The organism is Tenacibaculum sp. AHE14PA (assembly GCF_019278465.1).
GTDB lineage: Bacteria > Bacteroidota > Bacteroidia > Flavobacteriales > Flavobacteriaceae > Polaribacter > Polaribacter bernardetii.
In genome coordinates this window covers 2,215,432-2,230,044 of sequence record NZ_CP058983.1, presented here as the reverse complement: position 1 = coordinate 2,230,044, position 14,613 = coordinate 2,215,432, and the positions used below count along the sequence as shown (strand labels likewise).

The window sequence follows — 14,613 nt, the reverse complement described above, 5'->3', positions numbered from 1 at the left end:
TTAAAAATCAAAGTTATGAATTTATTTAGTCAGAAAATATGAGGTTTACATTTTTGTATATTTTATATGTGTTTAGTCGTTGTTTTATTAAATATAATGATGTTTAATTATCAGTAGGTTTTAATAATACTTTTTTAAATGAGTTAATTTTATTCTTATTTGAGCAATACTTATGCTTTTTATCTGTTTAGTTTTGTACCAGCATAAGGATTAAAGCCGAACATCCTTAAAATAGTAGGCATCAACTTTAAAAACAAAAAAATGAAATTAATTAAATTAACAGCTATAACATTAGTTTTATCATTAGTATTAGTGTCTTGTGATAACAATAAAACCAAAAAAGAGCAAATAACTGAAGATACTAAAGAATTAGTAGAAGATGTTAAAGAAAGCATGGAAAATGTTGCAGATGAGATTGAAGAGGGTTTTGATAATTTAGGTGATTATACATACGCTAAGAAATCTGATTTAGAAACAGAGGTTAATAAAAGTATGAAAAAACTAGATGCTGAAATTGAAAGTTTAGAGAATAACTTTAACGAAGCTAAAGCTGAAACTAAAGAGAAAAATAATGAGATGTTGGCTGAATTAAAAGCTAAAAGAGCTGCATTAGGAGAAAGTTTTGATAAGTTAGGTAACAGTACAGAGGATAACTGGCAAGATGTAAAAGATGGCTTTGAAAAAGCATATAAAGATGTAGAGAATAGCTTTGAGAAGTTAGCTGATGATTTAGAGAAATAATATTCTTTATTTTATGAATAAAAATTAAGAGTAGTTTTTTAACTTGCTTTTAATAAAAAGAGATTGGTAGTTTTAAACTATCAATCTCTTTTTATTTTTGTGAATATATCAGCTTTTTAATATATTATTACCCACCAATTGTGCTCATACTTTCAGTAACAATTCCTTTTTTACGATTTGCTTCTGCTATAAATCCATTTTCGGGCTTTTCTTTTATCAGAGATAAAAAAAGTTCTTTTAAATCGTCGTTACTTGCACCGTTACGAATAAAATCACGCAAGTTAAAAACACCATCATCAAATAAACAGTTTTTAAAAGTACCGGTTGAGGTAATTCTTATTCGATTACAATCGTTACAAATAGTACGTGTAAATGCAGGAATAATCCCTAAGGTTCCTTGATGATTTTCGATAGAGAAATTACGTGATGTAGATGATTTTTCTGAAACGATAGGCGCAACAGTATACTCAGATTTTATTTCTTCTATAATTTTATTATAATTCCAGCTTTCTTTCATTTCTCGTTGCCCTTTTCCGTTAAACGGCATTTCTTCAATAAAACGAACTGCAATATTTTTATCTTTGGTTAAGGCTACAAAATCGTTTATTTCATCAGTATTAAAACCAGATTGCACCACTACATTCAACTTTAAGTTTAACGAGCTATTTTCTAATAATTCGAAAGTTTTATACACTTCAGGAAACACATCGCGACGTGTAATTTTCGCAAATTTATGAGTGTCTAAACTATCAATACTTAAATTGATGTTTTTTATTTTCTCTAACTTTTCTAAAGTTTGAATATGGTTAGCAACTAATGCTCCGTTTGTAGTAATATTAATTTCATCTAACAAATCGTTATAAGATAGCATGTCTAAAAACGACATAAAATCTTTACGAGCAAAAGGCTCACCACCTGTTAAACGAACTTTGTTTACACCTAATTCGGTAAGTACGCGAATAAGACGGTACATTTCTTTATAGGTTAATAGCTCTTTTCGTGGTACAATATTAATACCATGAGCAGGCATACAATATTGGCAACGAAGGTTGCAACGATCGGTTACTGCCAATCGAACATAGCTAATTTGTCTGCCGAAATTATCAATAAGTTTGCTCATATTGTAAAGGTATTAAACAATTTCCATCTTCTTTAATAAAAAGGAAGCGTTCATGTTTTTACACACGCCGTTTTTCATTTTATAATCAAAATGCAACTCGTTATTTATAATCTCAGCATCAAAATAATAGTTTTTAATGGTCGTATATTCTGATGATAATTCACATAAACTAACATCGTGTGTGGCGATTATTCCGGTAGAGTTTGATTTGTTTAGTTTTTCAATGAATTTTTTAGAACCAATTGCTTTATCCATGCTATTTGTTCCTTTTAAAATTTCATCTAAAATGATAAAATAATTTTCTGTTTTAATTTCGTTTACGATAAACTTTAAACGTTTTAGTTCGGCATAAAAGTAAGATTCATCATCGTTTAAAGAATCTGAAGTACGCATACTTGTAATTAATTTAACCGGATTGTATTTTACCTTTTCAGCACATATTGGTAAACCAGTATTAGACATTACAATTGCTAACGAAACAGCTCTTAAAAAAGTACTTTTTCCTGCCATATTTGCGCCAGTAACAATAAAAAATGCTTCATTATCTATTACAAAATCATTGTCTATCCTTTTTGTCACATTCAATAAAGGATGTCCTAAATTTACTGCGTTTAAAACTGATTTTTCGTTATTTATAGTAGGAAATATATACTGGGGTTTATTAAAAACAAAGTTTGCTAACGAATTTTGTGCATCAAAAAAAGAAACAACATTAAACCATTCTTCAACAGTGCTTTTGTAGGTAGTAATCCATTTTTCTATTTTAATAGTGTTGCGAATATCCCAAAGAAAAAGTCCGTTACCAACAACAGCAATAATAATATTATTACGTTGATCGAAAGCATCTAGTTTTTTAGAAAACTCTTTAAATATGGTAGATGCTTTTTTGTTTTCTTTTTTAATTTGTGCTTGTTTGTTTTTTAATGTTGAATTGGTGAATTCCTCATTTTCTATTTGTGCTAATAACTGGTGGTATTGATTAAAATTTTCTTTTGCTTTGGTGGTTTCAGTCGCTAATTCTTGAATATTTTTAAAAAAGAAAGCAGTCGTTACTAAACCAATAATAAACCATATTAAAAGTATAGAAAACGGAATAATAGCAAAACTTAATAAGCCAATTAAAACAATTGAAATAGCAGAAAAAACATACGAAAACAGTGTTAAGAAAGTAGGGAGCTTCTGCTCATAAGAATGCACCCATTTTACAATAACAGGTATTGCCGTTTTTGTGTTTATTAAACTAGCAACAGCCGTAAAGTGTTGACGCCATTTTACTTTTGACGCAAGTTCTTGTGTTATTTTTTGTTTTTCTTCAATACTGTTAATATCGTTGCTTGTTAAAATAGTAGCTAATAGTTTTTTTCCTTCATTGGTTGCCGTTCTGTTTATGTATTGAAAGAAAGAACCAATGCCAAATAAATCGATATCATTGCTAAAATAATGCTCGGGATTTGTAAATTCTTTTCCACCCTCTAAATCAGAAAAAGCACCATTTAAAACAGCTATTTCTGTTTTATTAATAGTCAGTTTTGCTTCTAGAAGACTTTTTGTTTGTTTTAAACGTAAGTGTTTTGTTACTAAATAAACAAAAGCAATTAAAGCGATAACACTTGCAATAAAAAATAAGTTGTTTTTTGTAATAGCTATATAGGCTGAAAAAGAAATGGTTAAGAAAGCCAAAAGACGTAAAACACGAGTTATTAGTAATCGTTTTTTTAACGCAATTAAAAGGGTATTTAAACTATTGATTTCTTCTTTATAAAAAGGAATTGGTTGTTGCATTGTGTAGTAAATAAATATTAGTGTAAATGTACATATAGCAACTTACATATCTTTATAAAATTGTATTTTCGTTGTATGCCAACTTCATTAGAACTTCAGCTAAAAACACTACCTTCTTCACCAGGAGTTTATCAATATTTTGATAAAGATGAGGTGATTATATATGTAGGAAAGGCTAAAAACTTAAAAAAACGTGTTTCTTCTTATTTTACGAAGACTCATGAGAATGGTAAAACGCGAATTTTAGTCAAAAAAATTGTTCGGATAGAGCATGTTGTTGTCGATACAGAAACGGATGCATTATTGCTAGAAAATAACTTAATTAAAAAGTATAAACCGCGTTACAATGTTTTATTAAAAGATGATAAATCTTATCCGTGGCTTTGTATAAAAAAAGAACGTTTTCCGAGAGTTTTTTCTACTCGAAGAGTTGTTAAAGATGGTTCTGAATATTTTGGACCTTACACCAACATGAAAATGGTGCAATCACTCTTAAGTTTAATTAAAGAGTTGTATCCGCTGCGAACTTGTACATACGATTTAAGTCAAGAAAAAATAGATTCTTACAAGTATAAAGTTTGTTTAGAATACCATTTAGGTAATTGTAAAGGGCCTTGTGAAGGGCATCAGCATGAAGATAATTATTTAGAAGAAATTAAGGCAATTAGAAATATTCTTAAAGGAAATTTTAAAGAAATTTTAGAGCGATTACAACAAATAATGCTCGATTTTGCTTCGGATATGAAATTTGAAGAAGCTCAAAAAATTAAAGATAAATTAGATTCTTTAAAAAATTATCAAGCAAAATCTACTATTGTAAATCCGTCTATTAATAACGTAGATGTTTTTTCTATTATTTCTGATGAAACTCACGGTTACGCAAATTTTTTTAAAGTGATGAATGGCGCAATCGTGCAATCATACACCACAGAAATAAAAAAGAAACTAGAAGAAACTGATAAGCAACTGTTAGAGTTGTTTATTATAGAAACTCGAAACCGATTTAATTCGTTGTCAAGAGAAGTTTATGTGCCTTTTAAAGTCAATTTAGGAGAGCAAATAAAAGTGACCGTACCTAAATTAGGAGACAAAAAACGGATTGTAGATTTATCAGAAAGAAATGCGAAATATTATCGCATGGAGCAGTTTAAGCAAATAAAAATTGTAGATCCAGATCGTCATGTAAAACGAATCATGAGTCAAATGCAAAAAGATTTACGTTTGCATGTAGAGCCACGCCATATAGAGTGTTTTGATAATTCAAATATTCAAGGAACGCATCCTGTGGCGGCTTGTGTGGTTTTTAAAGACGGAAAACCGAGTAAAAAAGAATATCGTCATTATAACATTAAAACTGTTGAAGGACCCGATGATTTTGCATCGATGGAAGAGGTGGTTTTTCGTCGTTACAGGCGCTTGTTAGAAGAAAAGCAACCGTTACCTCAGTTAATTGTTATTGATGGAGGAAAAGGACAATTATCATCAGCCTTAAAAAGTTTAGACGCTTTAGGTTTGCGAGGAAAAATAGCTATTATCGGAATTGCAAAACGATTAGAAGAAATTTATTATCCAGGAGATTCTGTGCCTTTATATTTAGATAAAAAATCAGAAAGTTTAAAAATAATTCAGTTTTTAAGAAACGAAGCCCATCGATTCGGAATTACGTTGCACAGAAATAAGCGAAGTAAAAGTGCTATCCAATCAGAATTAGAACAAATTCCTGATATTGGTAAACAAACCATTACTAATTTATTACGTAAATTTAAATCAGCAAAAAGAGTAAAAGAAGCTACGTTAGAAGAATTAAAAGAAATTGTTGGGTTCTCAAGAGCTCAAAAAGTATATCAATTTTATCAAAAAGAAAAAGAATGAAAAAACTATTAATTATTTTGTTTTTACCTGCAATTATGCTGGCACAAAACCAACCTAAAGTAGGATTAGTTTTAAGTGGAGGTGGGGCTAAAGGTTTTGCTCATATTGGCGTTTTAAAAGAATTAGAAAAGGCAGGAGTACAAATAGATTATATTGGCGGTACAAGTATGGGAGCCATTGTTGGTGGTTTATATGCTGCTGGATATTCTGCAGATAAAATTGAAGAGATTATTTTAAACACCGATTTTGAAACAATTATAAGAGATAAAATTTCTAGGAGAGAAAAACCTCTTTTTAATAAAGAAAATGGAGAAAAATATGCTATTAGCTTGCCTATAAAAGAAGGTAAAATAGGACTTCCGTTAGGGTTATCGAAAGGGCAAAACATATTAAATTTTTTAACAGAGTTGCTAGCTTCTGTAGATAATATTCGTGATTTTTCTCAACTACCAATTCCATTTTATTGTCTAGGAACAAATATTGAAACAGGCGCAGAGGTTCTTTTAGATAAAGGTTCTTTGCCTTTAGCGTTAAGAGCAAGTGGTTCTTTTCCATCGTTATTAAATCCTGTTGAAATTGATGGGGAATTATTAGTAGATGGTGGTGTTGTAAATAACTTTCCTGTTGATATTATGAAGGAAAAAAATATGGACATTATAATTGGAGTTAGTGTTCAGGGAGAGTTGCTTAAAAGAGAAGAGCTATCATCTGTAGCGTCTTTACTAATGCAAATTGTAAATTTTAAAATGTATGAAAAAGCAGATGATCAAGTTAAGTTGTTAAATGTTTACATTAAACCAAAAGTTGAAGAGTATAATGTGATTTCTTTCGATAAAAAAGAGGAAATTATTGGCGAAGGAAAAAAAATAGCTAAAACTTTTAAGAATGTTTTTGATAGCATCTCTAAACTTCAATACAATAAAAAGAAACCTAAAAAAATAGAAGTTAAAAAAAATAAATTTTTAGTAGATAGAATTATTATAAAGGGAAATAAAAAATATACAAATAATTATATTTTAGGTAAACTGCAGTTAAAGGAGGGTGATAGTATTTCATATAGTGATATTTCAAGAAAAATAAATACACTAACAGCTTCTAAAAATTTTAAAAGAATAGATTATCATTTCAGAAAATCATTTGAAGGAAAAAAACTTGAATTAGTAGTAAAAGAAGATGATGTAGAATCTTATTTGAGATTCGGATTGCATTACGATTTGTTATATAAGTCGGCTGTGTTATTAAATTATAATCACAAAAAATTACTAACTCAAAATGATGAGTTATCTCTAGACGTAGGAATAGGAGATAAAATAAGGTATGATTTCCAGTATTTTATAGATAATGGCTTATTACCAAGCTATGGTGTAAAATCTAGATACAATACATTTAACAACGATTTTTTGTATGATGCTGATTTAATAAATGTGAGGTATGCCGATTTTACAAACTCGTTTTTTTTGCAAACAACAATGGATAAAAAGTTTGCAATAGGCGTAGGTGTTGAACAAAAGAAGATAGAAATAAAATCTAGTAATGTATTAAGTAACGGTCAGGAAACATTTTTTGATGATAGTAATTATATAAATACATATGCCTTTTTAAAGTTAGATACTTATAATAAAGAGATGTTTCCTACAAAAGGTTTTTATGCAGACGTTGGTTTAAAGTGGTTTGTTTGGTCAGATAGAAATGATAAATTATCAAGATTAGTACCAGATAGCGAACCTTTTCAGCAATTTTCTCAAGCTGGTGGAACATTAGGTTTCGCAACCACTTTTTACAATAAACTTACATTTCAATATACATCACAAGCAGGTTATACTTTGGGTGATAAAACATCTTTAATGTTTAATTATCGTTTGGGAGGTTATAACCAAAACTATATTAATAATTTTAAACCCTTTTACGGATATGAAACAGGGGTTTTAAGTGATCAGTCTTTTTTAAAATCAGAGTTTAATTTCAGGTATCAGGTTATAGAGAAGCATTATGCTTCTTTTATTGCCAATTACGCTAGAGTAGATGAAGATGTTTTTTCTGACCCAAATCTGTTTAAAAACACCAAATCGGGCTATGCTTTAGGGTATAGTGTTGAAACTTTTTTAGGTCCAGTAGAATTAAAATATACATGGTCGCCAGATCATAAAGAAAAATACTGGTTATTTAATTTAGGTTTTTGGTTTTAGCGCATAAAAAAACCCGTTTCGAAAGAAACGGGTTTTTATTTCATAATAAGATTGCCTTACTTACTTGTCCTTTTTTTTCAAAAAGAATTTATACTGTAAGTATTGGTATGCATCTCTAGGTAATATTTTAATCCACTTTTTGTGTTGAACATACCACTTAAAACGAATAGAGTTTACGCCTTTAGTTAAATAAGCAGCTATAAAAGGATGTGTATTTAATGTAATTTCCTTGTAGTCTTTACCGCTATTTAATATGCGTTCTAATTCAGCTTCTATTTTATCTATTAAAACAATAGGAGCCTCAACTTCTCCGTTTTTATTCGGGTTTGGTTCACGTGTTTTTATTTCTAATTCAGGTCGTACACGTTGTCTTGTAATCTGTACTAAACCAAATTTACTCGGAGGTAAAATTTTGTGTTTTGTACGATCTAATGACATTGCATCTTTTAAATGCTGATATAATTTCTGTCTATTTTCAGTACTCTTCATATCAATAAAGTCAACCACTATAATTCCACCCATATCACGCAGTTGTAACTGTCGTGCTATTTCTGTAGCAGAAATTAAGTTAACTTCTAAAGCAGTTTCTTCTTGGCTTAAAGCTTTGTTTGAGCGATTACCACTATTTACATCAATAACATGTAAAGCTTCGGTGTGTTCAATAACTAAATACGCACCTTTGCTCATAGAAACTGTTTTACCAAACGATGTTTTTATCTGACGTTCAATACCGAATTTTTCGAAAATTGGAGTGTCAGATTTATGAAGTTTTACAATACTTTCCTTTTCAGGAGATATTTCTTGTAAATACTCTTTAATCTCAACCATTAAATCTTTATCGTTGGTTACAATACTTGTAAAAGAATCATTCATTACATCTCTTAAAATAGAAGATGCTCTGTTTAACTCACTTAATATTTTTGTTGGCGTGTTTTTGTTAGCGATGCTATTACACATTTTCTCCCAACGTTCAAGTGAATTTTGTAAATCTTTATCTAGTTCTGCTACCTTTTTATTCTGGGCAACAGTACGTAAAATAAGCCCAAACCCTTTTGGTTTGATGCTTTTTGCTAATTTTTTTAAACGTTCTTTTTCTTTTGGATCTGCTATTTTCTGAGATACAGATACTCTGTTAGAAAAAGGAACTAAAACTAAAAACCTACCAGCTATTGATAGTTCCGAGCTAATACGCGGACCTTTGGTAGATATTGGTTCTTTTACAATTTGTACTAATAAATTTTGACCTGATTTTAGTACATCATTAATACTCCCGTCTTTATTGATATCATTCTCAGAGCGAAAGTTTTTTAAAGTGAATTCTTTATAATTACCTGTGCTTACCTTCTTAATGAATTTGTTTAAAGATTGTACTTGTGGCCCTAAATCATGATAGTGTAAAAAACCATCTTTAGGGTAACCAACATTTACAAAAGCGGCGTTTAAACCAGTCATCACTTTTCCTATTTTTGCTAGAAAAACATCTCCGACTGAAAATTTATTATCGCTTGTTTCTTTGTTTAATTCAATAAGTCTACCATCTCTTAGTAAGGCGAAATCAATATCAGAAGAATTTGAACGAATTATTAATTCTGTTTTCATTCTGAATATAGTTTTGTGCCAACGTAATAATTTTTACGAAGACGGATTAAAATTTGTAAACAGGTATAATTTTTATACCATTTTAAGGTGTTTAAACCTTAATGTCAATGAACTTAATAAGCTTATAAAAGCAACGAAAAAGTAAGCGTTAGCTTACTTTTTCTTGTGACGATTTGCTCTTGCTCTTTTCTTTCTTTTGTGTGTAGAGATCTTAGCTCTTTTTCTTTTTTTACCGCTTGGCATAATTTTAAATGTTTTATAAAGTCTTTAGAAGTTAAAGACCTCTGATTAATAATTTTATTCTTTTACAGAAACTTTAGTTTTCACACCTTCTGTAAACACTTTTGATGGTTTAAAAGCAGGTATGTTGTGTGCAGGAATCTTAATAGTCGTATTTTTTGAAATATTTCTACCAGTTTTTTCTGCCCTAGTTTTGATGATAAAACTACCAAAACCTCTTAAATATACATTATCTCCGCTCTCTAATGCATCCTTTACCTCGTCCATAAACGCCTCAACAGTTGCTAAAACATCTGCTTTTTCAATTCCACTCTTATCTGAAATTTTAGATACGATATCTGCTTTTGTCATTCTATATATATTTTGAATTTATTTTTAAAAATGAGGGTGCAAATATATGATAATTAATCTATTCCGAAAATAATAAGAATAAAAAAATGTAAATAAAATAGAGTACTTTCGCTGGCTCAATTTACATAAATGATATTTGCTAACCAACTTATTTACTGGTATTTAAAAAACAAAAGAGATTTGCCTTGGCGTAAAACTAAAGACCCTTACTTGGTTTGGTTAAGTGAAATTATGTTACAACAAACACGAGTAGCACAAGGATTGCCATATTTTACGACCTTTACAACAGAGTTTGAAACAGTGTTTGACTTGGCAAAGGCTGATGAAAGCAAGGTGCTTAAATTGTGGCAAGGTTTAGGGTATTATTCAAGGGCAAGAAACCTACATTTTACCGCAAAATACATTGCAAATGAACTTAACGGAGTTTTTCCAAAAAACTATAAAGAGCTCTTAAAATTAAAAGGAATTGGAGATTATACAGCCTCTGCAATAGCCTCTGTTTGTTATGATGAACCTGTGGCAGTTGTTGATGGAAATGTGTACCGAGTTTTGGCGCGTTATTACGGAATCAGCACGCCAATAAACTCATTAAAAGGAATAAAGGAGTTTAAAGAATTAGCACAAACATTAATTGATGTTTCTCAGCCAGGAACTTATAATCAGGCTATAATGGATTTCGGAGCAACGCAGTGCAAACCACAAAATCCGCTATGTGATTCTTGTCCGTTATCTGAAAGCTGTATTGCGTTGGCTAAAAAGCAAATTAAAGAACTTCCAGTAAAAGAGAAGAAAATCAAAATAAAAAAGCGTTATTTTAATTTCTTGGTAGTTGTTACAGATGATAAAAAAACAATTATCGAGCAAAGAATAGGTAAAGGTATTTGGCAAGGAATGTATCAATTTCCGTTAATTGAAACAAAAGAACCAATATCTGAAAATGCATTAGTTGCTAGTGAGCAATTTTTAACTCTTTTCCCTCAAGAAACGTTGTTGTCTTTATTTAATAAAGAAGATATTGTTCATAAATTATCACATCAGCATTTATTTACAAAATTTTGGATTGTTAAAATTTCAAATTCCGAAGAGAAAACTATTTTATGGCAAGACATTAAGCAATATCCGGTGCCTGTTTTGATTGATAAGTTTTTAAACGAATTTTCAGATAACAAATAGTAAATTTTGTATATTTGATTTTATACAACTAAGTTATGGCAGGTACAATTAATAAAGTTATTTTAATAGGTCATTTAGGTGATGCCGTAAAAATGCATTATTTTGAAGGCGGTAATGCTATTGGTCGTTTTCCATTGGCAACAAACGAAACGTATACAAATCGCCAAACAGGCGAGAAAGTCACCAATGTAGAATGGCATAATATTGTTGTACGTAATAAACTAGCAGAAATTTGTGAAAAATATTTAACAAAAGGAGATAAAGTGTATTGCGAAGGACGAATTAAAACGCGTCAGTATGAAGCAGACGGACAAAAACGTTATGCTACAGAAATTCAAGTACAAGAAATGACCTTTCTGTCAACAAAAAAAGACCTAACTAGCGGAGGTTCTAATACCGAAATAGTACAAAAAAATAATGCTGCACCTAATGTAGCACCACCAAATAATGATGATTTACCATTCTAGTTTAATTAAATTATAAAAATTGGATACAGAACCCAACTCCTTGTTTTTAGTCTTATCAACCATTAATTGGTTAACCACAATAAACTGTATTGCATTACTTTTTTTATTAGTTTGCTCAGCTTTGGTTTCAGGAACCGAAGTGGCCTTTTTTTCAATTTCACAACCTCAAATAGACGAACTTTCATCTTCATCAAAAGGACAAAGTACCGTTGTAACGCTTCTAGAGGATCCGAAGAAATTATTAGGAACAATCTTAATAACAAATAATTTTATAAATATTCTTATTGTACTAATATTTGCCTCTTTAGGCGAGGTTTTTTTTAGCGGACTTTCTAGTGGAGTAAAATTTTTAATAGAAGTTGTTTTAGTAACTTTTTTAATTTTATTGTTTGGTGAGGTTTTGCCAAAAGTATATGCGACCAGAAAATCGATGAAATTTGCAAGTTTTATGGCGAAGCCTATTCAGGTTTTAAATATTCTTTTAACTCCGCTAAGCACACCACTTATAAAGTTAACTAGTATTGTAGAAAATAAGCTAGGTAATAAGAATAATAACCTTTCTGTAGAACGTTTATCACAAGCTTTAGAATTAACTTCAAGCGGAGCAACAACAAAAGAAGAACAAAAAATATTAGAAGGAATTGTAAGTTTTGGTAATACAGAAACAGTGCAAATTATGAAACCGAGAACCGATGTTTGTGCAATTGCAGACGATACTTCATATGAAGAGGTTTTAAAGATGATTTTAAAAAATGGGTATTCAAGAATTCCTGTTTATCACGAGAATATAGACAATATTAGAGGTGTTTTATATGCAAAAGATCTATTAGCATATTTAAATAAGAAGAGTTTTCAGTGGCAAAAATTATTACGCGAAGCTTTTTTTATACCAGAAAACAAAAAATTAGATGATTTGTTAAGTGAGTTTCAAGAAATGAAAAAACACTTAGCAATTGTTGTAGATGAATATGGCGGAACAAGCGGAATTGTAACCTTAGAAGATGTTATAGAAGAAATTGTAGGAGATATAAATGACGAATTTGATGATGAAGATTTAACGTATTCTAAAATTGATGAAAACAATTATATTTTTGAAGGTAAAACAACCATCAAAGATTTTTGTCGTGTATTAGATGATGATGATGAAGAGAAGTTTGAAGAGTTAAAAGGCGAAAGCGAAACCTTAGCAGGTTTTATTTTAGAAGTGTCTGGTAAGTTTCCTAAAAAGGGCGAGAAAATAATCTTTAACATTTATACGTTTACTATAGAAGCGTTAGATAAGAAGCGTATAAAACAAGTAAAAGCAACACGAAATGCATAAATTTTTATTGTTGATGTCAGCAATGTTATTATTAAGTTGTGGTGAAGAAAGTTTACCAAAACCTAAAGGTTATTTAAGTCTTGAGTATCCCGAAACAGAATATAATAAGTTAAATAAAACAAGACCTTACCGTTTTGATGTTGCAAAAAACGCGACTGTTAAAACTTTGCCGCAAAATTGGTTAAAAATACAATACCCTAAATTAAAGGCTTCGGTAGATATTACGTACCGACCTGTAAATGATAATTTAAAAGAGTTGCTGGTTGAAGCTGAAAAATTGGTGCTAGAACATACCGTAAAAGCCGACCATATTTCTTGGAGAGATTATGCAGATACCGATAAAAAAATATATGGTAAAATGTGTGAAATATCAGGAAATGCGGCTTCACAAATTCAATTTCATGTTACCGACAGCACAAATCATTTTTTAAAAGGATCACTGTTTTTTTACACAAAACCTAATTACGATTCTATTTTACCAGCAGTTGAATATATCAAAAAAGATATGATTCATATGTTGGAAACCTTAGAGTGGGAGGATTAATTTTTGTTGAAGCTATTTCCCGCTTTTCGCACTCGCTCTCTGCGAGGAGCTCAAACAAATGCTACAATCAGGGCTAGAAATTTCATGAAGTTTTGTTACCTCGAACTTATTCTTTTACACTTCTATTTTGTAGTAATAAGTAAAATTGTAATCCGAATAAGATAGCTCCAGAAAGTAAATGTATTGCTTGCGTTCCGATAGGGAAATCAGCATAATACATTAAAATACCTGTCATTGTTTCTAAAAAAATCAAGAACACAATCCAGTTTACCAATTTGTAGCCTAAGTTTTTAATTTGGTTTAAGTAAAATATCCCCAAGTTTACCAACACAATAGCAATGGTAAATGAGCGGTGAAAGTAAAACTTAAAACTAGGGTTTAGCAAGCTGTAATGTTTATTGTCGAATCCGAATAATTTTACTTGCTCATCGATAAATTGACGAACTTGAGTTCCTAGTGCAATTTGAACTAAAGAAAATACTACCGAAACGATTAACAATTTGTTAAAAAGCGAATTGTATTTCCTTTTGTTTGTTTCCTCTATCGTAGTTGATGTTTTTTTGTCTTTAGAAACTATAAATAGCAACCATAATAGCAAGCCAACAATAACTAAACCACCAACCATGTGAATGGTAATAATGGTAGGTTTTAAGTTAGAATCTACTACAGTTTTACCTAGCCAAGCTTCAAAAAGCATTAAAAAGAAAGCACCGAATGATAAAAGAGTAATGATTTTCTTTTCTCTCCAGAATTTAGTAGAAACAAAAATTAAAAACAAAAACGGAATTCCAGCTAAAGCTGAAGCTAATCGGTTGATGTACTCTGTCCAGGTATGAAATTTATTAAATTTTGCGTAGCTGTGTTTTGTGTATTTAACCCAATTGTTATTGTTAAACTCTGTTGTTGTTTTTAAATCACTCTCAGCAACGAATAAAACCTCGTTTTTAACGATTATCATTCCTTCTTCATATGTAGTGTTGGGTTGCCAAGTAATTTGCTCTTCTGAGGTTGGTGGAATGTAATACCCGAAACATTTTGGCCAATCTGGGCAGCCCATTCCAGATCCTGTCATACGAACTACAGATCCTGCTAAAAAAATAAGGTATACAGCAATCAACGAAATTTTTACTATGAGCGGAAAATGTTTTTTCATCAGAAGAAATGTTTTTGCAAAGATAATATAAACGCACAAAAAAAGCCCCTCAAAAGAGGAGCTT

At 30.3% G+C, this 14,613-nt stretch carries 12 protein-coding genes; 7 read left to right on the top strand and 5 right to left on the bottom strand.

Annotation, left to right across the window (positions count from 1 at the left end):
• The first annotated feature begins 261 nt into the window (after nt 1–261).
• Entirely contained in the window at nt 262–741 is a 480-nt protein-coding gene (locus H0I30_RS10275) for a hypothetical protein (RefSeq protein WP_218771771.1), read from the top strand.
• A 127-nt stretch (nt 742–868) separates the two neighbouring features.
• On the opposite strand, the gene moaA is transcribed toward H0I30_RS10275, so the two are convergent.
• Together moaA and H0I30_RS10265 are read right to left on the bottom strand one after the other, a co-directional pair.
• Complete coding sequence (gene moaA / locus H0I30_RS10270) at nt 869–1,861, bottom strand: GTP 3',8-cyclase MoaA (protein WP_218771770.1); 993 nt, start codon at nt 1,859–1,861, stop codon at nt 869–871.
• A gap of 12 nt (nt 1,862–1,873) precedes the next feature.
• On the bottom strand, nt 1,874–3,643 hold the full coding sequence (locus H0I30_RS10265; protein ID WP_218771769.1) for a DNA mismatch repair protein MutS: 1,770 nt from the start codon (nt 3,641–3,643) through the stop codon (nt 1,874–1,876).
• 75 nt (nt 3,644–3,718) lie between these two features.
• Between H0I30_RS10265 and uvrC the strand changes: the two genes are divergently transcribed.
• The gene (uvrC, locus tag H0I30_RS10260; RefSeq protein WP_218771768.1) at nt 3,719–5,515 is read left to right on the top strand and encodes an excinuclease ABC subunit UvrC; all 1,797 of its coding nucleotides are present in this window, start codon (nt 3,719–3,721) and stop codon (nt 5,513–5,515) included.
• Nucleotides 5,512–7,701, top strand: coding sequence for a patatin-like phospholipase family protein (locus tag H0I30_RS10255; RefSeq protein ID WP_218771767.1), 2,190 nt, complete (start codon nt 5,512–5,514; stop codon nt 7,699–7,701). The genes uvrC and H0I30_RS10255 overlap by 4 nt, the downstream gene beginning before the upstream one ends.
• Before the next feature lie 60 nt (nt 7,702–7,761).
• Here H0I30_RS10255 and H0I30_RS10250 read toward each other — a convergent pair whose 3' ends face one another.
• Both H0I30_RS10250 and H0I30_RS10245 read right to left on the bottom strand, forming a co-directional pair.
• Nucleotides 7,762–9,300, bottom strand: a complete 1,539-nt coding sequence (locus H0I30_RS10250; protein WP_218771766.1) for a ribonuclease E/G — start codon at nt 9,298–9,300, stop codon at nt 7,762–7,764.
• A gap of 297 nt (nt 9,301–9,597) precedes the next feature.
• Nucleotides 9,598–9,891, bottom strand: coding sequence for an HU family DNA-binding protein (locus tag H0I30_RS10245; protein ID WP_218771765.1), 294 nt, complete (start codon nt 9,889–9,891; stop codon nt 9,598–9,600).
• Nucleotides 9,892–10,020: 129 nt separating this feature from the next.
• Here H0I30_RS10245 and mutY point away from each other — a divergent pair, with 129 nt between their 5' ends.
• Genes mutY through gldD form a run of 4 tightly spaced genes read left to right on the top strand, consistent with a single transcriptional unit; the run spans nt 10,021 to nt 13,396 of the window.
• Entirely contained in the window at nt 10,021–11,064 is a 1,044-nt protein-coding gene (mutY, locus tag H0I30_RS10240; protein WP_218771764.1) for an A/G-specific adenine glycosylase, read from the top strand.
• A 35-nt stretch (nt 11,065–11,099) separates the two neighbouring features.
• Nucleotides 11,100–11,531, top strand: a complete 432-nt coding sequence (locus H0I30_RS10235) for a single-stranded DNA-binding protein (protein ID WP_218771763.1) — start codon at nt 11,100–11,102, stop codon at nt 11,529–11,531.
• A 19-nt stretch (nt 11,532–11,550) separates the two neighbouring features.
• Nucleotides 11,551–12,852 (top strand): gliding motility-associated protein GldE, encoded by a 1,302-nt coding sequence (gene gldE, locus H0I30_RS10230; RefSeq protein ID WP_218771762.1) that lies wholly within the window; start codon nt 11,551–11,553, stop codon nt 12,850–12,852.
• Nucleotides 12,845–13,396 carry a gliding motility lipoprotein GldD gene (gene gldD / locus H0I30_RS10225; RefSeq protein ID WP_218771761.1) on the top strand — a complete coding sequence of 184 codons (552 nt, stop codon included), beginning with the start codon at nt 12,845–12,847 and terminating at the stop codon, nt 13,394–13,396. The genes gldE and gldD overlap by 8 nt, the downstream gene beginning before the upstream one ends.
• Nucleotides 13,397–13,502: 106 nt before the next feature.
• On the opposite strand, the gene H0I30_RS10220 is transcribed toward gldD, so the two are convergent.
• Nucleotides 13,503–14,549, bottom strand: coding sequence for a heme A synthase (locus tag H0I30_RS10220; protein ID WP_218771760.1), 1,047 nt, complete (start codon nt 14,547–14,549; stop codon nt 13,503–13,505).
• Nucleotides 14,550–14,613 lie beyond the last annotated feature (64 nt).